The organism is Bremerella sp. P1 (assembly GCF_028748185.1).
Lineage (GTDB): Bacteria > Planctomycetota > Planctomycetia > Pirellulales > Pirellulaceae > Bremerella.
Window position 1 is genome coordinate 2,356,628 of sequence record NZ_CP118164.1, and the last position, 18,979, is coordinate 2,375,606.

21 protein-coding genes are annotated in these 18,979 nt (G+C 56.8%); 8 read left to right on the forward strand and 13 right to left on the reverse strand.

The features are described from left to right. The first annotated feature begins 11 nt into the window (after positions 1 to 11). From PSR63_RS09735 to PSR63_RS09745, 3 genes are all read left to right on the forward strand, one after another. On the forward strand, positions 12 to 467 hold the full coding sequence (locus PSR63_RS09735) for a hypothetical protein (protein WP_274332811.1): 456 nt from the start codon (positions 12 to 14) through the stop codon (positions 465 to 467). Beyond that, positions 431 to 1,078, forward strand: a complete 648-nt coding sequence (locus PSR63_RS09740) for a hypothetical protein (RefSeq protein ID WP_274332813.1) — start codon at positions 431 to 433, stop codon at positions 1,076 to 1,078. Before PSR63_RS09735 ends, PSR63_RS09740 begins: the two co-directional genes overlap by 37 nt. Positions 1,079 to 1,415: 337 nt before the next feature. Further along, on the forward strand, positions 1,416 to 1,775 hold the full coding sequence (locus tag PSR63_RS09745) for a hypothetical protein (protein WP_274332815.1): 360 nt from the start codon (positions 1,416 to 1,418) through the stop codon (positions 1,773 to 1,775). Positions 1,776 to 1,884: 109 nt separating this feature from the next. On the opposite strand, the gene PSR63_RS09750 is transcribed toward PSR63_RS09745, so the two are convergent. The 8 genes from PSR63_RS09750 to pdxA all read right to left on the reverse strand — a co-directional run bounded on the left by PSR63_RS09750 (position 1,885) and on the right by pdxA (position 11,473). After that, positions 1,885 to 2,700 carry an ABC transporter ATP-binding protein gene (locus tag PSR63_RS09750; protein ID WP_274332816.1) on the reverse strand — a complete coding sequence of 272 codons (816 nt, stop codon included), beginning with the start codon at positions 2,698 to 2,700 and terminating at the stop codon, positions 1,885 to 1,887. Next, a complete protein-coding gene (locus PSR63_RS09755; RefSeq protein ID WP_274332818.1) occupies positions 2,693 to 4,393 on the reverse strand; it encodes an ABC transporter permease in 1,701 nt (566 codons plus the stop codon). The genes PSR63_RS09750 and PSR63_RS09755 overlap by 8 nt, the downstream gene beginning before the upstream one ends. An 87-nt stretch (positions 4,394 to 4,480) precedes the next feature. Further along, a complete protein-coding gene (gene lysS, locus PSR63_RS09760) occupies positions 4,481 to 5,989 on the reverse strand; it encodes a lysine--tRNA ligase (protein WP_274334316.1) in 1,509 nt (502 codons plus the stop codon). Between the two features lie 703 nt (positions 5,990 to 6,692). Beyond that, the gene (locus PSR63_RS09765; RefSeq protein ID WP_274332820.1) at positions 6,693 to 7,184 is read right to left on the reverse strand and encodes a hypothetical protein; all 492 of its coding nucleotides are present in this window, start codon (positions 7,182 to 7,184) and stop codon (positions 6,693 to 6,695) included. A 768-nt stretch (positions 7,185 to 7,952) separates the two neighbouring features. Next, a complete protein-coding gene (locus PSR63_RS09770; protein WP_274332822.1) occupies positions 7,953 to 8,333 on the reverse strand; it encodes a DUF4870 domain-containing protein in 381 nt (126 codons plus the stop codon). A gap of 54 nt (positions 8,334 to 8,387) precedes the next feature. Continuing rightward, positions 8,388 to 8,933, reverse strand: a complete 546-nt coding sequence (locus PSR63_RS09775) for a hypothetical protein (protein ID WP_274332824.1) — start codon at positions 8,931 to 8,933, stop codon at positions 8,388 to 8,390. 164 nt (positions 8,934 to 9,097) lie between these two features. Further along, a complete protein-coding gene (locus PSR63_RS09780; protein WP_274332826.1) occupies positions 9,098 to 10,306 on the reverse strand; it encodes a PQQ-dependent sugar dehydrogenase in 1,209 nt (402 codons plus the stop codon). 171 nt (positions 10,307 to 10,477) lie between these two features. Further along, a complete protein-coding gene (gene pdxA / locus PSR63_RS09785; RefSeq protein WP_274332828.1) occupies positions 10,478 to 11,473 on the reverse strand; it encodes a 4-hydroxythreonine-4-phosphate dehydrogenase PdxA in 996 nt (331 codons plus the stop codon). A 151-nt stretch (positions 11,474 to 11,624) separates the two neighbouring features. Between pdxA and PSR63_RS09790 the strand changes: the two genes are divergently transcribed. Then, the gene (locus PSR63_RS09790; protein WP_274332830.1) at positions 11,625 to 12,419 is read left to right on the forward strand and encodes a PhzF family phenazine biosynthesis protein; all 795 of its coding nucleotides are present in this window, start codon (positions 11,625 to 11,627) and stop codon (positions 12,417 to 12,419) included. Between the two features lie 133 nt (positions 12,420 to 12,552). On the opposite strand, the gene PSR63_RS09795 is transcribed toward PSR63_RS09790, so the two are convergent. Continuing rightward, entirely contained in the window at positions 12,553 to 12,795 is a 243-nt protein-coding gene (locus tag PSR63_RS09795) for a hypothetical protein (RefSeq protein ID WP_274332832.1), read from the reverse strand. A gap of 220 nt (positions 12,796 to 13,015) precedes the next feature. On the opposite strand from PSR63_RS09795, the gene PSR63_RS09800 reads away from it, so the two are divergent. Both PSR63_RS09800 and pyrE read left to right on the forward strand, forming a co-directional pair. Then, a complete protein-coding gene (locus tag PSR63_RS09800; protein WP_274332833.1) occupies positions 13,016 to 13,795 on the forward strand; it encodes a leucine-rich repeat domain-containing protein in 780 nt (259 codons plus the stop codon). Positions 13,796 to 14,099: 304 nt separating this feature from the next. After that, positions 14,100 to 14,654: an orotate phosphoribosyltransferase gene (gene pyrE, locus PSR63_RS09805; protein ID WP_274332834.1), complete on the forward strand. Its 555-nt coding sequence runs from the start codon at positions 14,100 to 14,102 to the stop codon at positions 14,652 to 14,654. Here pyrE and PSR63_RS09810 read toward each other — a convergent pair. Next, positions 14,638 to 16,128, reverse strand: a complete 1,491-nt coding sequence (locus tag PSR63_RS09810; protein ID WP_274332835.1) for an AEC family transporter — start codon at positions 16,126 to 16,128, stop codon at positions 14,638 to 14,640. The genes pyrE and PSR63_RS09810 overlap by 17 nt on opposite strands. Before the next feature lie 73 nt (positions 16,129 to 16,201). Between PSR63_RS09810 and PSR63_RS09815 the strand changes: the two genes are divergently transcribed. Further along, entirely contained in the window at positions 16,202 to 16,663 is a 462-nt protein-coding gene (locus tag PSR63_RS09815) for a CbiX/SirB N-terminal domain-containing protein (protein ID WP_274332836.1), read from the forward strand. Positions 16,664 to 16,671: 8 nt separating this feature from the next. On the opposite strand, the gene PSR63_RS09820 is transcribed toward PSR63_RS09815, so the two are convergent. Genes PSR63_RS09820 through PSR63_RS09830 form a run of 3 tightly spaced genes read right to left on the reverse strand, consistent with a single transcriptional unit; the run spans position 16,672 to position 17,794 of the window. Further along, positions 16,672 to 16,968, reverse strand: coding sequence for an antibiotic biosynthesis monooxygenase family protein (locus PSR63_RS09820; protein ID WP_274332838.1), 297 nt, complete (start codon positions 16,966 to 16,968; stop codon positions 16,672 to 16,674). Further along, positions 16,965 to 17,372, reverse strand: coding sequence for a hypothetical protein (locus PSR63_RS09825; protein ID WP_274332840.1), 408 nt, complete (start codon positions 17,370 to 17,372; stop codon positions 16,965 to 16,967). The genes PSR63_RS09820 and PSR63_RS09825 overlap by 4 nt, the downstream gene beginning before the upstream one ends. A gap of 53 nt (positions 17,373 to 17,425) precedes the next feature. Further along, positions 17,426 to 17,794 carry a cupin domain-containing protein gene (locus PSR63_RS09830; RefSeq protein WP_274332841.1) on the reverse strand — a complete coding sequence of 123 codons (369 nt, stop codon included), beginning with the start codon at positions 17,792 to 17,794 and terminating at the stop codon, positions 17,426 to 17,428. 149 nt (positions 17,795 to 17,943) lie between these two features. On the opposite strand from PSR63_RS09830, the gene cysK reads away from it, so the two are divergent. Further along, positions 17,944 to 18,885, forward strand: coding sequence for a cysteine synthase A (gene cysK / locus PSR63_RS09835; RefSeq protein WP_274332843.1), 942 nt, complete (start codon positions 17,944 to 17,946; stop codon positions 18,883 to 18,885). The last annotated feature ends 94 nt before the right edge of the window (positions 18,886 to 18,979 follow it).

An 18,979-nucleotide genomic window follows, 5' to 3' on the forward strand; every position in this document is an offset into this window, starting at 1 on the left:
GACGAGTCGTCTTGTACGAGTATTCGAGGGGGGAACAACTGGAAAAGACGATCGACGAATTAAGTCGACTCGAATGGTTCCAGCATCTGTCTTTGTACGGCTGCCCCATGGACCAGGCTCAACTGACCCGGCTATTGGAGAACACCCAAGTCGATACGTTGTACCTTGAAAGCATGACGGTCGACCGCCGCGGTATCCCTTGTTTGCGAGATACTAAGACCCGCTGGCTGCTGTTGGCCCGCACGCAGTTCTCAGACCCTGGCATCGACGACCTGCCGATCACGCTGGAATACTTCGACGCGACCCGTACCCGAATCAGTGACGAGGGACTCGACAAATTCGTCCGGCTGAAGAACCTGCAGAAGCTAATCCTGCGGCGTACGCGCACGAGCGAAGAAGGTGTCGAACGCCTGCGTCAGAAGATGCCCTGGTGCCAGATCTCTTGGGAGCCGCTGAGGAATCCGTGAACACACCGAAGTCACCCAGCGAAGAACCTGTCAGCGACTTGAAGCCCGCTTCCAAGCGATCGTGGCGCGTGCGCTGGTCGATGCGGGCCTTCTTCGTCCTCGTCACGCTGACATGCATTCTATTTGCCTGGGGTTCTTATCTGGCAAGAGTCGGACAAACGCATGAGGAGGTTGCCAACCAGCTGGCGGTTCTCGGAAAGGCCACGCCGACGTATGCCCACCGACGCTCACGAATTGACGTGCAGTGGAAGTACACCGTGAAGGTCACGAAACAAACCATCTCGGGCCGCACCTGGAACCGCATCACTTCCAGCCCGACCAACATTGTTCTTCAGACGCAGTACGAGAAAGGGGTTCCAAAGTGGATGGAGAACACGCAAACCGGCCTCCTCTTTCAGCGGATTGATACGATTGAATCCAAAGGGCCTTTGAGACCGGAAGAGTTGGAAGAGTTCTTGGGCCTCGTCGCTCGACTCGATCGACTGGAAAGTCTGCGGCTGGGCGAATACCGTTCTGGAGCAAATGACAAGTCTGCGACGTCTAGATCTATCGTACACGAAGGTCACCGAAGACGGCAGAAAGCGAATTGCGAATGCTCTTCCACGGTGTAGCGTAACACGATTAATGGTCAAGCCGTTCAGGATCACCAGCAGCAACGTGAATGTGCCCCTTTCAACTTTGGTTAGTGAAGCAGATGCTCGTACAGAAGGGCGAGATCAAAAAGTCAAAGGTGCCAAGTGAAGAAGGAAAAATGGGAGCGGAAAAGGTGGCGGAACGAATGGCATCGGCCAACAGTGAATGCCCGCTGCGGGCCTTCGGCCACACCTCTTGCTTGCGTCCGGCATTAAGACCTTGGACAATTAGCTCTAGCTCGACACTGGTAGCCTTCGTTTGAAGTCGGTGTCGGGCATTCAGAAACGTTGGCCGCGCGAATCTACTTGGTGCATCATGACACTTGAACCAGCCTCTTTCGAATGGTCGCCGGAGCGTCTTCACAGCATCAACTACCTCGGGCGCAATTTGGACTATTCAATCGAAGCCATTCGGTTCGTTCACGAAATGGTCTTGAAATCTGGCTCCGTGAACACAACCAGCGTGGGCGAAAAGCTACGAGTATTTGCCGTCGAATCTTTCGGCGACGACGCTAAGGGCGTCTTGGAATCCTGGAACATTGTGCGAAGCGAGGACGTTGGTGTTATTGTTGAAGGGCTTGTGAGCGAAGGGCTGTTAGTTGCCGAGGATGATGATTCGCTCGATGATTTTCAGGACCAGTTTGATTTGGACTCGTTGTTTCAGAACACGGCATAGTTGGCCAACATCGCATCGCCGCTCTGTTCGGCATCCATGCCGAATCGCCTTCGATACACACACTTGAAAACGTCGCAAGTTACGGGTTGCTGGATGCTCGCTATTGGCGTTAAACCGTTTCGACGCAGCCTTCGGCCAGGCGGACGATTGAATCCGCTTCGTCGGCGATGCTTTGGTCGTGGGTGACCATCACGATCGTCAGGCCTTGTTCTTCGTTCAACTTGCGCAGGATGGTCAGCACTTCCTGGCCGGTCTGGCGATCGAGGTTGCCGGTTGGTTCGTCGGCCAGCAGGACCTTTGGGTCGGAGACCAACGCTCGGGCAATCGCCGTACGCTGCATCTCGCCGCCGGATAGTTCCCGTGGTTTGTGGTTCAGACGGTGACCGAGGCCGACCATGTCGAGCAGGTGCTTGGCTCGTTCTTTGAGCTGCTTGCGCACAGTCCAGTACTTGAAGAAGCCGTGCGAGATCATCGCTGGCGTCAGTACATTCTCGAGCGTCGTCAGTTCCGGCAGCAGGTGATAGAACTGGAAGATCAGCCCGAACTGGCCATTGCGGATGCGATCGCGCTGGCGGATCGGCAGGTTATCGGTGCGTTGGTCTTCGAAGTAGATCTCGCCCTGGTCTGGCACATCGAGCGTACCCATCAGGTGCAGCAGCGTACTCTTGCCGGAACCGCTTTGGCCGATGATCGACGTGATGCGGCCTTCGTTGGCGACAAAGTCGACGCCGCGAAGCACGGGAATAATGTGCTGACCTTTGCGGTAGCTCTTGTGCAGGCCGATCGTACGGAGGATCGGCTTATCGACTTCGATGGGTGTATCGAATCGATCGGTGTGGACATGCGGGCCGGGCTTCTTAGGCGCAGGGGTAACGGCCGGGGCGGTCGCGGTGGACGTGTAGCTATCGCTCATCGTGTTACTCATAACGGAGGGCCTCGACCGGGTGAAGTCGTGCGGCGCGAATCGCTGGCAGCACGCTCGCCAGCACGGCAATCAACATCGCCCCAAACACCACCATCGCAATCGCGGCAGGTTCGACGATGGTGGGAATTTCCTGGAAGTAGTAGATCGTCGGATCAAACACTTCCCGCCCGGTGATCATCTCGATCAGCTTGGCGATGTGATTGATGTTCCAGACGAATAGCAGTCCGAGAATGCAGCCGACACCGGAACCAACGATGCCCAGCGAGAGCCCGTAGCCAACGAAGATACTCATGATCCCGCCACCACTCGCACCGAGCGATTTGAGGATGCCGATGTCCTTCGTCTTCTCAACGACGATCATGTAGAACGTCGCCAGAATACCGAAGCCTGCCACGCCAATGATCAGGAACAGCAGGATGTTGAGGATCGTCTTTTCCATCTGCACGGCAGCCAATAGCGGCCCCTGCATGTCCTTCCACGATTGAATGCGGAACGGATGCGTTTCAGCTGGGAAAGCGGCACGCAGGTTGTTGGTGAACTTGTTCAGGTCGGCCCCTGGCTTCAAACGAATTTGAATCGTCGAAACAGCGCTGCCCAGTTCCGGGTGCGTCATGTAACGCAGCGACTGCAGCTTGCTCAGGGGAACGAACGCGAAGCCTGCGTCGTATTCGTTCATCTTGCTTTCGTAGAAGTCGACGACCGTGAAGGTCTCGCTGATTGCCTTGGGTGGGCTTTCGGCCGAAGGAAACGTCAGGCGAACGTCGTCGCCCGGGACGGCCAGGAAGTAATCCTTCACCTGGCCTTCGGCATCGCGTTGACGAATGCTGGCGACGGCCATCCCCAGGATGATGCCGGGGGCCTGGTGCTTCATCGGATCGAACGTCTGGCTCTTGGGTTGATCGTGACGCAGAGCGAATGGGTCGGCACCCTTTGTGTTGGGATCGACCTGCTTGTTGGATTGCTTAGCGATGCGATCCGCCAAGTCGGCTGGCGGAGCCCCAGGCAGGGGTGGAGCATCGGGATCGTCGGCGAACTTGGGAGTCACCAGGGGAGTTGGCTCGGCGGCATTGCCCTCGAGCGGGCTATCCATCGCGGCAAGCTCGTTGGGGTTGGTTCGAGTCGGCAAGTGCCCTGTTTGATGCATCGTCTCAAAACGTCGCATCTCGGCTTCCAGCTCTTGCTGATAGGCGATCTTTTCGCGGCGATACTCCCAGCCCGATTCGACCAACGGAGAGTTATCGGGGCCGTCGTATCCCTTCTCTTTCAGATCAAAGTCAACCTGCTGGCGGTTGGACGGGTGCTTCAGATACTTCGAGAAGTCACTGACGTTGTTGTATGTTTCGTCGTCGATACCGATGACGGTCACTTGCCGCGGAAGCCATTGATCGCGAACACGCAGATTGAGCATCGCCGGTACGTGCACGGTGACGGTCATGTTCTCGATGTCGTCGCCGGCGACTTCCCGAACGGCTTGCATGTGCCGTTCCCACTGGTAGAAGCCATCCAGGCTGTGGCTTTCCATCACCACGTCGGAAAGGATGCCGTGCAGGCGAACGTGCATCTCGTGCGAGAAGCCTGACATGACGGCGTTGACCACCACCATGGTGGCCACACCCAGCGTCACGCTAATGATGGACGCCAGGGCGATCCAACGCGTCTTCAGGTAACGCAGACAGAGCATCAACTTGTACATTGCCAATCCTTCGGCAAGCGCGGCACTCGTGTCTGGCCCCCTCGCCACTTTTTGACCGAGGGGAAACCTGAGGGGGCAGCAACCGTCCTAGGTTGCTTCGTGCCGCAACAGCGGGAACAAAATGATTTCGCGAATCGTTGCGCTGTTAGTTAGTAACATGACAAGGCGGTCGATGCCAATACCAAGTCCGCCAGCTGGCGGCATTCCGTTGCGAAGTGCCCGGACAAAATCGGTGTCCATACGGGCCATCGAGTCCTCTTCGTCCATCCCTTCCAGCTGCGTGCGGAACAGCTGTTCCTGCAGGTCGGGGTCGTTCAGCTCGGTATAGGCGTTGGCCAGTTCCATGCCTTGGATGAACAGCTCGAAACGCTCGGCAACTGCGGGATTATCCGCTTTTCGCTTGGTCAGCGGGCAGATGCTAGCAGGGTAGTCGATGACAAAGACCGGGCCGACCAGCTTGTCTTCGACGGTCTCTTCGAAGATCTCGTTACGCAGTACGTCGGGGTGCTTGCCGTCGGTTTCCAGACCCAGCTTCTTGGCACATGCGACCACTTCGGCTTCGTTCGTCGGATCGATGCCAGCGTGCTCTGCTAGCAGGTCGCTGTAGCACTTCCGCGCAAACGGCGGGGTAAAGTCGATCTCTTTGTCGCCGAAGGGAACCTTGTACGGCGAGCCGATCGCATCGAGCGCGTTCTTGATGATGTTCTCGGTCAGCTCCATCATCGTTTCGTAGTTGCCGAATGCCTCGTAGACCTCGAGCATGGTGAACTCGGGGTTATGCCGTGGGCTGATCCCTTCATTGCGGTAGACGCGTCCCAATTCGAAGACGCGTTCCATGCCGCCCACCAGCAGCCGCTTGAGGTGTAGCTCCAAAGCGATACGCATCACCAGCGGCATGCCCAGCGCGTTGTGGAAGGTTTCAAAGGGACGGGCAGCGGCACCACCAGCGATGGTGTGCAGCGTGGGGCCTTCGATTTCAAAGTACCCTTCCCCAACCAACGTATCGCGGATCGATCGCACGATCTGGGTTCGCTGCACGAAGCGGTCGAGTACCCCGTCGCCGTAGGCCAGGTCGAGATACCGCATTCGCTGACGCATCTCGGGATCGGTCAGACCCTTGTGCTTTTCCGGCGGAGCTTCGAGGGTCTTTGTCAGGAAGTGCAGCCCTTCCACGAAGACGGTCAGCTCGCCGGTCTTGGTCTTCTTCAGCTCGCCGTCGACACCGATGATGTCGCCGAGATCCAAGCACTGGGCGATATCCCAGTTGCGCTCGCCGACCTGGGCCTGGCCGAGGAACAGCTGAATGGTCCCAGTCCGATCGACCAGGTTGATGAAGATCAGCTTGCCGGTCGGTCGCATCAACACGATACGCCCAGCGACGCGAACCTTGGGTCCGCTGTACAGGGTTTGCTCGCGACCACCTTCGGTGGTGGTCTTCTCTTCGGTGATTTCCGATTCAAGTGCGCGGACGTCAGCGATGGCCTGCTTGTTGTCGAACCGCTGGCCCCATGGGTCGATGCCCATGCTGACGAGCTTTTCCATCTTTTGACGACGGGCCGCTTCAATGGCATGGACGGCCGCGTTCTGATCTTCGATCCAAGGGCGGTCTTCGTGCGAAAGAAGCTTGGTCAGATTCTCGGCCAGGACGTCGGCGAACTTGTCGTTCTCGCCGAAGAGGCAGATGTCGTTGGGCTTCAAGCCTTCGGGCAGACGCAGCAGGTCGTGGACCTCGCCTGAGACTTCCTCGCGCTGATCGCCGCCGTTGTCGCGGTGCGTGAGCACGAACCACGTCGATTGATGAAACTTGTTTTGCTTCGCGCTTTCCAGCACCAGGTCCAACTGCTGCTGCGCCTTTTCTTCGGTGTACGGATTGAGCGACGTCTCGTCGTCGGTGCACAGACCGATGGTCAGCGCCAGGGTGTCCTTCGACTTGGCCAGCAGTTCTTCGGCCGGGACCGCGCCAGGGTGCCCCTTGTCATCGGTATCGAAGCAGTGATCGATGATCTCGAAGGTGACGCCGAACTCAGGCTTGGCGGTCTTCTTGTTGAACTCTTTGAAGAACTTGCGGACATCGCGACACTCTTTGACAGTGTCGTTCGACCAGAGAAGAAAGACTTGGTACTTAGACGGTCGATTGGTTGGCTTGGCGGACATGGCCCCTTCCGAAGTTCGGGTAGTGGGAAAACCCCAGGGGCAGCTTCAACACCCTCAATGAGCGTAAAGAATGTAACCCCAGTTACCGCAAGATTTTACTGGGGTTAGATTGAGGGTCAATCGGAGGTCGAATCTCCGACATTATCTAGCGGGTAACTGGGCCCTTTTCGCGAGGGCGATATTGATAGGCTTGCAGCACGCCCATGTGCAGGCACAAGTGCTCACAAATGAGTGCTCGCTTATCGGAATCGTGCCGAACGATTTCCAGAACCGGCGGCGAGGTGTGCTCCATGAAACCGACGTTGAGCAGCTTGTTGGCACGATCGGCGTTCCACGACGAAGTCACATTGTAGTCCCGATCGGTGACCACCACGCGGCAGGTGGTGGTGGTGTCGCCGGCATCCGATTCAAAGACGAATATGCGGTGAGTGATGCCTCCTTCGTCGGTGAACGAGTTCTGCGAGACTAGCTTGTCTCGGTACAACGGGTTCATCGTCGGGAAGGACTCCGTCGCCAGAAAGGTGGCGTAGGTTGCTTTGCGGTAGACGGACTCGCCAAAAGCGACACCCAGGATGCCAACCATTACGACAACGGTCAAAGCTGACTTAGCAAACTGTACTGGGGAAATCTTGCCCATGCTAAAAATCCTCTGTTCTCTGTTCCGGTAGGTAGGTGGGTCGGATTGCAGGTAGGAAGGAAAGTGTGTGAGCCGTGGTTGTTCAGGCCACCAGCTCGGCCTCGTTCTCGATGGAAATCAAAACGTCTCTAACCTTTAATTCGCATCGGTCTGTGACTGATATTCCCCCATTGTCGTTTTTTTTGCAATGGTTTTTTGAAGGGCTATTTTTAGCCAGGACTCCCAGGAATTGCTTATGCAAAAAAGCGCACCTTATGGGGGTCAAGTGGGGATGGGTCCTCGCCATATCCGCGTAGATAGGGTGAAAACTTTATTGGAAGGATTTTTCCCTTGAGGCCACAGGGGATGTGGTCATCCGCAACGCTAGCAGGTGGGGGCGGGATCTAGCGCTCACAAGAGATAAAAAAAGGCGACTCGGGCCGGCAGGGGCAAACGTCGGGGGAAACGGGCCAACCAGAGTCGCCAATATCGTTACTGCCCTGGAACGAAACTCTCGTGCGACGGCAGTTGCTTAGCTGTCTACATTTTCACCCGGCACCAAACAGAATCGATGTGGCAAACCGAGGATGAAGAAAATGCTAAGACCAGTCTAATCTCAGGTGGCCCGCATACTACTCCGCAAGATGGGGGATATATCTCGTCATATCCCGGGGTTTTGGCCTTTTTATAGGGGTTGAATCACCTTTAACGACCCAAAACACTCCTCCGTACGGGCGGTTTACGTTCTACCGCAAGATGACACATGACTCCGGAATTGTGCTTGGACACTTACCTCAGGAAAGGAATTGCTACCGGAATCACGTAGCGTTCCCCTTCATACGCCTTCATAGCAGGCAAGATCGTGAAGATAACTTGAATAGCGAAGGTAGCCATCGCGAGCAGAATTCCGATGTAAACGCACATCATGACGCCTGACGCCATGTAGGCCAGAATCAGTGTGATTTGAAAGTTGATCGCCTGCTTCCCGTGGAAGTCGACAAAGGGGGATTTATCCTTCATCAGGATCCACAGAATCAACGGACCGAACACGTTGGTTAGTAGCCCCAGGATATGACATAAAAGGGCCATGTTGCGGTCGTCTTGCGTGACTTCCTGGGTGTGCCCTGGTTCGTTGGGAGACTCAAACGGACTGGAGTAATCTGACGACATCGTTTCATCCTTCGCGGTAAGACTCGAAGCGGGTGCGTCGGCGCCCCCAGCGTATCACTTCTCGGCAGCGACTTCATCTTTTGGCATGTGGGTTTGGCGATAACGATCAACCACGACCCAGACCATCAGGATCATGCCGCCCAGGAATCCGCCTGCGTAGCTTGCCGAGTGGATCCAAAGGTCGATGAGAAACGCATCCTGCTTCTCTTTGGGAATGACATGCGTAAATCCGCCGGCCAGGTGAATTACATCGTTGGCCGTAAGCAGGTAGCAGGTCACCCCAGCGGCCATGGCCAGTGCGGCGGTGCCTGCCATCAGGACCAGCATCGGGCGTATTAAGTCACGAGCCGACTTCTTCACCAGCGAGCCGACCTGGCTGACAAATGCCAACGGAACACCGAGCATCGCTCCGACCCACCAGGTTGCCAGGAAGCCCCAGGCCAGTCCCAACACCGTGGGATTTTCCGTCCCGCCTAAGATCGGCTGGTGGCCGATGGTGAAGTACTCGACGCAGATCCGAGCCGTGACCTGATCGTGGACGACGCCATAGATGACGCACATCAAGATCGAGAGCCCCACAATAATCGGCGACTGCGTCATGCATTGCCCCTATGCCAGATGAGTACGAAAAAGGCCGATGGGTACGTTTCCCAAAGGGGATTCGTCAGCCATCGGCCATTCTTGGATTTTTTTGTGTGAGGGTCACGTGGTTTGTTGCCCCTCACCCTAACCCTCTCCCCTCAGGGGCGAGGGAACAAGATTCGTTACTCGGCGGAAACGAACTCGTAGATCGAGCCGTAGTCGCCGAAGATCGCACACATCAGCACTTCGCCATCTTCTGTTTCGCCGAAGCAAACGACCGGTGGGTTCGAGGGCTCTTCAATACGGAAGTTCTTACCAGCCTTCTTGGTTTCGTAGTCGTACTCGAGCGCCCACACCTTACCGGCCACGTAGTCGGCGTACAGGAACTTGCCGACCAGCTGCGGCACCTTCTTGCCGCGGTAAACGTAGCCGCTGGTAATCGACTTACCGACGTTGTGGTGATACTCGTAAATCGGATCGATGTACTTTGCCCCTGGCTTGGCAAACTCCTGGGAGAACGGATGCAAACCTTCTCGCACGTTCCAGCCGTAGTTACCGCCCTTGGTGATGATGTCGATTTCTTCCCACAGGCCCTGACCCACGTCACCGGCCCAACAGGCACCTGTCTCGCGGTCGAAGGTCAGACGCCAGACGTTCCGCAGACCATACGCATAGATCTCAGGCTTGGCCCCTTCGGTGTTCACGAAAGGATTGTCGGCCGGGATGCCGTAGTTCTGGCCGTTCTCTTTCTTGTCGACATCAATTCGCAAGATCGACCCCATCCAGGTACCCAGGTTCTGGCCGTTGCCCGTCGGATCATTACCACTGCCGCCGTCACCCAGGGCAATGTACAGGTAACCATCGGGGCCGAACTCGATGCTGCCGCCGTTATGATTCCAGAACGGCTGATCGATCGTCATCAGCACTTCTTCCGATGCAGGATCCCCTTTGCCATCCTTCGTCTTGAAACGAGAGACGTGCGAAACGAGGCCGTCCTTGATCGTGTAGTAAACGAAGAACTCGCCGTTCTCTTTGAAGTTGGGATGGAACGCCAGTCCCAAGAGCCCTTCTTCGTTCTGCTTCGGGTTGAAGTGAACCGAGTCCTCGATATCCAAAAAGACTTCCGTCTCTTCGACCTGCGGATCATTCGGTGCGACCAGGATCACGCCTTGCTGTTCGGCAAAGAACAGACGGTTGGTGCCGTCGCCGGCATGGGTGATCGTAATTGGGCGGCGGATGCGCAAGTTGGTAAAGGTCTTCTTGGGCAGCACCGACAAGATCGGATCATTGGGGATCGGCGGACCTTCGACTTCCTTCTTCTGCGCCAAGGCCGGCACAGCCAACAAGGCGATCATCGGAAGCGTACAAAACAATCGAAGCAAACGATTCATGGTCGAGATGCTCTCAGCACAGGGGGAAAAACGGAAAGACCAGCGGCAGGAACGTCGGGACTATTTTAGCTGGCCAGATTGCTGGATTCCATGCACCAGGCTGCTCTTGATGCCCATCTTCGCCAAGTTTACGGGCGGGACTTTTGGGGGGAAGAGCGTCTCGAACTGGCCCTAATGCGATACCAAATCCCGCGCTAATTGAACCGCGTGGATCATGCTCGACACTTTCGCCTTCCCCTGCCAGGCAATATCAAACGCGGTGCCATGATCGACCGACGTTCGCACGATCGGCAGACCTAACGTCGTATTCACGGCGACATCGAAGGCCAGCGCTTTGAGTGGGATGTGCCCTTGGTCGTGGTACATGCAGATGACGCAGTCGTACAGCGGGCGGCGTTCGGCTAAAAAGGCCGTGTCAGGCGGGACCGGACCGTCGATGTGGATTCCTTTGGCGCGTGCCCCTTCCACCGCAGGCACGATGATGCGTTCTTCTTCGCGATCGCCGAACAGACCGTGTTCGCCGGCATGCGGATTGAGCCCGCATACCAGGAGACGTGGCTCACGCTTGCGAATCTTCCGCATCGCTTCGACCGTCAAGTCGATCACTTCATCGATCCGCTGGATGGTCAGCAGCTCTGGCACATCGCGGTAGCCGACGTGCGTGGTGACAAAGCTGCAGGTCAGCTCTTCGCTGGTCAGCATCATGCAGCCCGTTTCGCGGCCGCAGCGTTCGATCAATATCTCGGTATGGCCGGGGTAGAAATGCTTGGCTGCGTGCAGGGCTTCTTTGTTGATCGGTCCCGTGGTGATGCCGTCGGCTTTGCCGGCCAGGACGAAGTCGATGGCCTTGGTGAAGTATTGGTAGGAAGCCTCGCCCCCTTCGGCGGTGACTTTGCCATGCTGGAAGTTGTCGATATCGATCGTGCCGAAGTCGACGACCGTGGCCTCTTTCAGCGAGTGCAGGTCCATCGCTTCATGGAAGGGAACCACATTCTTCGGTTCGGGATAGCCGCATACGTGGGCGACCTGACGCAGGATGGCGGCGTCGCCAAAGATGATTGGAACGGTGCCGGCGTACTGGTTGTGATCCAACAAGAACTGCAGACAGACCTCAGGCCCAACCCCGCCGGGGTCTCCCATGGTCACGATAATTCGCGGAAGCAACACGCCCAGTACTTTCTTTCCAGTGGCAAGTGAACAGCACCTGTTCTATTGTACCTTCTATCGCCATTTCGCCGAGGGAGGCGAACCTTTTGCCCCGGCTGTGGTGTCTGCCTGGCGGACTGATGCCACTTCCTTAGCTAAGAAATCACGACCCATGCCGCGTACGCTTTATCAAGTCGATGCGTTCACATCCAAACCCTTTGCTGGGAATCCGGCCGCTGTCTGTTGGCTGGACGAGCCGGTCGATGCCAAGTGGATGCAACAGGTTGCGGCGGAAATGAACCTTGCGGAAACGGCGTTTGTTCATCCGGAAGGAGAGTCGCTCCGGCTGCGATGGTTCACGCCGGCCGTGGAAGTCGACCTGTGCGGACACGCCACGCTGGCTACCGCGCACACGCTATGGCAGCACAAAGGATTTCCCAGCGAGAAGACACTTTGCTTCGAAACCCGCAGCGGAACGCTCACCGCCAGTTCGCATGGAGAGATGATCGAACTCGATTTCCCGATTGCCCCAGCCGAGGAAACCGCGCCGGTCGATGGCCTGCTGGAAAGTCTGGGGATTAGCGATTTCACGTTTTGCGGTAAGAACGCCTGGGACTGGCTGATCGAAGTTCCCTCAGCGGAAGACGTTCGTCAACTCAATCCCAATCATGCGCTGCTGGCACCGGTGACGTCGCGCGGGGTGATGGTCACCGCGAAAAGTGACACGCCGGAGTACGACTTCATCTCGCGTTTCTTTGGACCGGCCGCTGGCATTCCGGAAGACCCGGTCACCGGTTCTGCGCACTGCGTCTTGGGTGAGTATTGGAGCCGCAAGCTGAACAAGCAGGTCATGAAGGCGTATCAAGCATCGCCGCGCGGTGGAGAAGTCGAAGTCGAGGTTCGAAACGAGCGTGCCCTCCTAAGAGGGCACGCCGTTGTTGTTGCTAAGATTGAACTGTTCGTCTAAAGAATCCTTTCTCCATAGACCTCCTTAAGTTCAAAAGTGTGGGTGTCGTGATCACGTTGGCGTGGGAATGTCATCCCGGGGTCGTATTAGATGCCCGCGCCAACGTGGGCATGGCACCGCTGAGTTTGATGGTTTAGTCTGGCTCGTTGAGCAGACCCACTTTGGCCAACAGCACGTGCAGGCCTTGGTCGATCGCAGACGGCTGGCAGTCCTGACACGATACTCGCCATTGGCTTTGCGTCAGGATCGGATACCCGATCAGGCCTGCCAACAGCAAGATGCCCATCCCTTCCAGGACAATCGCTCGCACCACGTGCATGCCGGCTTGTGCCGAGCTTCGTTTGCCACTGCGTTGGGCGTGTCTTCTTCTGGTCACTGCGTTCCTCCGTGTGCTATCGCGTTGTTGTTGCCAGGACCGAAGTTACTCTCCGTCATGAACCTCGCCTGGGAACAAATACTGATACGGCGAGCCCCCGGTGGCAGTTCGCGAATTCTTCGAATTCCTCGAAGCAGCACTGATAGCACAGCACTGCTCGATCCAACCGTGGCAAATGGGACCGGATTGATGTTATCCTGGGGGCTTGTCGAGCTTCTCGTTGGAAACCCATCTTCGCATGCCGCACCCTGACTTCCCCCACGAACCACAACGCCCCAAACGCGAAAGCTTTGGAACGGAAATTGGCATCGCGCTGATGTCAATCGTTGTGGCCGGCCTGCTGCTAGTGATTGGCGGACTGATCTTTAACTGGGCTGCCAAGCCCACGCCTCCTCCGGTACATGACACCGACCAGGACCCAACGGTCAGCAAGTTTCGTCGCGTCGGCTTCGAGATCGGCCGCGACAACGAGAACCGCATTCAAGTCATCACCACGCCCAACCCGCTTCTGGTGACCAACAAAGACCTGGCCATGATCACGGGGCTGCCTGACCTGATCGTGCTCGACCTGCGCGGCACGCAAATCAGTGATGAAGCGATTACGCATCTGACCGACCTGCCAAGTTTGGAGCAGCTTTACCTGGGTGGGTCGGTGATCACTGATACCGAGCCGACACTGTTTCATGCCCGGTTCACCGACGCAGCCGTCGACCCGGTGGTGGAGTTGACTTCGCTCAAAGTCCTGAGCCTGGCCAAGACCGATATCGGAGACGAGGCCGTGGTGAAGCTTCCGGCGCTGACCAACCTGGAAGTCCTTTATCTGCTGGGAACCAACGTCACCGACCAGAGCATCGACGCGCTATCGCAAATGAAGTCGCTCCAAAAGCTGTTCCTGCAAGAGACAGCCATCACACCGGCAGGACTTACGCGACTTCGCAAGGCCCTGCCAGAGACTGAGATCCTTCCGCTGGATGAAAGCGACGCCGCGGACGATTCTTAGTAGCCACAGAGGACACGGAGAGCGGAAGATATGAAGGGCGACCGCGGATTACTCAGATTGGCGCGGATAAGAATCGACCTGTCGAGGTTGTCTCGAATCATGAGTGGCCCAGAAACTTCCATCCCATCGGCGTATATCCGCGCAATCCGTGGTTAAAACTCTTCCCTCGGTGATCTCTGTGTCCTCTGTGGCTAGTCCAATCTGCCCTTTCAGGTCCTGAGAGATCTCCCCCCTGACCTGCTTTGCCGGGATGCGGTACGATGGGTTTCGATTGGCAAACGACCCTGCGACCGAGGAAAGACCGATGCAATACAGCAAAGAGAAGCTGATTGAAATTGTTCGTGACAAAGGCCTGAAATTTGGCGACTTCACGCTCGCCTCTGGCAAAAAGGCTTCGTACTATCTCGATTGCCGGAAGGTGACTCTTTCCAGCGAAGGGGCCCTGCAGGTTGGTCTGGGCATCCTGGAAATGCTGGGCGACGACCTGCCGGATGCCGTCGGCGGGATGGCCATCGGGGCCGATCCAATCTCGGCTTCGGTCATCACCGTGGCCGCCGTGCAAGGCAAATCGCTGGCCGGGTTCATCGTTCGCAAAGAAGCCAAGGCTCACGGCACCGGCCAGGACGTGGAAGGCCCCGTGGTTGCCGGTAACGAGTGCGTGATCGTCGAAGACGTGGTCACGACCGGCGGTAGCTCGCTCAAGGCGATCGAAAAGGTCGAAGCAGCCGGGCTGAAAGTGCTCGGCGTGATTGCGATTGTCGATCGCATGGAAGGTGGCAAGAAGGCCTTCGCCGATGCAGGCTACGAGCTACGCACCCTGCTGACGATTGAAGACTTCGGTATCACTCCACCGCAATAAAGATATCAACACGATTCGGGCTGGCTTCGTCGTAGATCTCGAAGTCAGCCTCGAAGGTCCGCGTATACGTGGTGTCTTCTTCGAAGAAGCTCCAGATCTCTTGCCACGTTTTCATGACGGCCTCCGGCATCTCCCCTTCGCCGACGAAGTGCAGGTAGTTTCCTTTGTGGATCCGCACCTTGTCGAGTTGATCAGGGATCTCTGCTTCGGCTGAAACCTTTCTTCCCAGCAGCATCGTGAATTCGCCTGACTGGTCCGACTCGTAATCGGCATAGACGGCAATGCGCTGCTTCGGCTCGACCGGATCGACGATCAATGCGTCGATGTTGTCGGACTCATACTTTTCGTACAGCTTAGGAATTTGCCCGCTCTCGGGATTCATTTCCACGCGGTTGGTCGTGCGGACCGAGATGCCCGCTACGTGGATCGCTTGCTGAAGTGGCTCAAGCTGAGGTGCCACGATTACCTCCTGAGAAGATTGCTGAAGCACGGTGGTCTCAAGACCGAGCCAGTCAATGCCGGTCGAGATCCATATCGGGATTGTAACAAATCCAACCACGGTCGACGCCATCACCACGCGAAGTGCCGTGCGGGGGTCCCCTCCGTAATGCTTGGTCAGCACAATCGGAAACACGGCCGCCGGCATCGCGGCCTGAATCGCCGCCACTTGCTTCAGTTCTAGCGATATCGGCAACCAAAGTGCCGCTAACAAGAATAAGATGGGCAATAACAGCAGCCGCAGCAGGACTGCCGAAATATAGGTCGGCCAGGCACCTTTGTTATCGTCCTTAACATCCCCGTGAAAGATTTGATCGTAGAACGTCGCCCCGATCAGCAGCATCATCATGGGAATCGCGGCACTAGCCAGGATGCTCGTGATTTGCGTCACAAACTCCGGCACCAGGTCAGCCCAACCCATCTCGTTAATAAACAGCGACAAGATGATCGTCAGGCTGGGCGGATTCAAAACATTCTTCCACCAACCCTTGGTCAAGCCACCGCTGGCTAGGCTCACGCCGATGGTCCAAATGCCCAGTTCGACACCCACGTTATGCAGAAACAGCACCCCCAGGGCCCGCTCGCCGAAGATTTCCTGAATCAACGGAATGGGAATGAACCCGTAGTTGAAGATCCCGATGCAGATCGCAAACGTATGTACTTTGTCGGTGTGATCGAAACCGAGCTTCGCTCCGCCGGCACGCGCCCACGAGTAAGCCACCAGGCAGCCGATCGCGACCGAGAGGAAACCCCAGACGGGCGGCTGGTACACGTTGGCCGCTTCATCGAAGGCCGGATTGCCGACGACCTTTACAAAGATAAAGCATGGCATCAGCACACGAATGCCCAGCTTGAGCAAGCCTGCGTCGACCTCGCGGGAGATCCAATTCAGATAACGAGCCGTCCCGCCAATCCCCATCACGGTGAAAACGGCGGCCGTTATACTTAGAATCGTAATGACTTGCGTAAGATTCATCGTCCTAACTTAATCGTTAGCGTCCAAAGCAACAATTAGGCACCACGAAACTTCCTTCCCGAGAAGTCCTTTGATGCGGCAGTCCACATCCAACCGAGAAAACCTAGGCATCATTATCGTCGATCACGGCTCCCGCCGGGCCGAAAGCAACAACTTGCTGCTGGAAGTGGTCGAACTTTTCCGCCAAACAGCGGGGTACCAGATCGTTGAGCCTGCCCACATGGAACTGGCCGAGCCCAGCATCGCCGACGCCTTTCAAAAATGCGTCGACCAGGGAGCCACTCGGATTGTCGTGCACCCCTATTTTCTTTCCCCAGGCCGACACTGGCACGAAGACATCCCCCGCCTGGCCCAAGAGGCCGCAGTCAACCACCCTGGCACCACGCATCTGGTCACCGCCCCGTTGGGCCTCCATCCACTGATGGCCAAGGTGATGCAAGAGCGAATCGAAACGTGCCTGGCCCACTGCGAAGAAGGGGCACCCATTTGTGACGTGTGCACCGAAGAGAGTAGTTGCCGGCTGCGTGGGGAGTGATACGATGACTAGACGGTGACGTCATCGAACTCATCAAAAGAGGACACCGAAACTCGCTGGCCCAAATCTCGCATGCGTAGCATCTGCGGTGGATTCTTCGCTTCCCAGAATGCTTGCCAGTCTTCGATCGAATCCCAACGAGCAATCGTCAGAATCTTGCCAGGATCGGCATGGTCTTGCAGCAGAAAACTACCCCTAGCCCCTGGCACGGTTTCGTGAATCAGCGCCGTAGTTTGCTTCCACGCTTGCTGAAATGCCGGGATATTATCCTGGGGAACTTGCCACTGGTAGATGACGCGGATCATGAGTCGTCCTCGATGCACGACAGGTCATACGTGGAAAGAATCAACATCATGACTCGCAAGGCCGCGTTCCAATCATGCTCCTTGAGATGAGGAAAATCGGCTTGGACTTCGCTGGGCATTTCCATCCCTTCGATCGTCCACAGAATATCGGAAAGCAACACCGGCGGGTCGCCAACGCTCAATCCCATGCTCTTCGGATTGTCTGCTTGGACGAACTTGAGTAGGTCCATCGCTTCGTGGTTTCCGTCGGTGTCGGCGCCTTCGGTTAGCTTCTGCTTGACCAGCTTGAGCGGCTCCTCGGTGTCCTTGCCGCTGGCAGCGGCCTCCAAGAGTTGACGCAAAGCATCCTGCTTTGTCTTATCTAGCTGGAACTGGAATTCGTTTATTCTGGACGGCTCCTCCATTTCCAACCTCTTTGATCAATGTCATTCACTGGTTATTAGTGCCTGGCAGAAGTTCAGGACTCTTCCACCAACACCGTGTCTTCATGTTCGTACCCGGGAGCACAGCAGCACAACAGCCGTAGCGTCTCGTCGCCGGTGTTCGTGATCTGATGCACCTTCCCCGGCGGGATGGCGATGGCGTCCCCTACGCTGACATCCCGAAACTCTTCGCCGATCTGCATGCGGCCCTGGCCGTGGGTGATGTAGTAGATCTCTTCGGTCTTCGGGTGGTAGTGGGCGGTCGTGCAGGCCCCGGGAGGTAGGCGGGCCTCGGCCAGGCTTTGAGCCGCGATGCATGAATTGCGATGGGCCAACAGTTCGCGGATTTCGGAGCCATCTTTGGTGGTAAACGGCTCCGCGTCGTTCAAATTGACGATATCCATCGGTTTTTTAGCCTCCTTCAGGGGTATTCTGGTGCAGCGGCTAAGGCTGTGAGAGAATCTTATTGACACATTTGGGCGTTTATTGATACTTGGGCGAAAAATTCACCCAAACCTCGCGCCATAACGGATATCACGAAGGAAAACCAATCATGCCCCGAAACAAGACGTTCAACGACGCGTGCAACGCCATCGGCGATACCCCGATGATACATATCAATCGGTTGATCCCCCAGGGTGGGGCCGAGGTTTACGGCAAGTGTGAATGGTTCAACCCGCTCAACAGCGTCAAAGACCGTATCGGCTACGCCATGATCGCCGACGGTGAGAAGCGCGGCGTCGTGACCAAAGACACCCACATCATCGAGCCGACCTCCGGCAACACGGGCATCGCCCTGGCCTTCGTTTGTGCCGCCAAGGGTTACCAGCTTACGCTGACCATGCCGGAATCGATGTCGCTTGAGCGTCGTGCTCTGCTGCGTGCCATGGGTGCGAACCTGGTTCTGACGCCAGCGGCCGACGGCATGAAGGGTGCTATCAACACGGCCACCGAAATGGCTGAGAAAGATCCTAACGGTTGGATGCCTGGTCAGTTCGATAACCCGGCCAACCCAGCGATCCACGAAGCGACCACCGGCCCTGAGATCTGGGCCGACATGGAAGGCAACGTCGACGTGCTGATCTCCGGCGTCGGCACCGGCGGTACGATCACCGGCGTTTCGCGGTTCATCAAGAGCAAGAACCCCGACTTCATTTCGATCGCCGTCGAACCGAAGAACAGCCCCGTGATCAGTGGCGGTCAGCCTGGCAAGCACCGCATTCAAGGTATTGGTGCGGGCTTCATCCCGAAGAACCTGGATACCTCGATCGTCGACGAAACGATTCAGGTCGACGACGAAGACGCCTTCGAATATGGTCGACTCCTGGCCAAGGAAGAAGGCCTGGTTGCTGGGATCAGCAGTGGTGCCGCGATCTGGGCCGCCAAGCAGGTCGCCGCTCGTCCCGAAATGAAGGGCAAACGAATCGCAGTCATCCTGTGCAGCCTGGGCGAACGCTACCTGTCGACGCCACTTTTCGGTGGCCTGGACGGCTAAGGCCTTCCGCGAGAACGAAAAACAAAAGGGACGACTCGCTACTGCGAATCGTCCCTTTTTTATTGGTTTAGCTTTCGTGCGAATCGCACGCGAC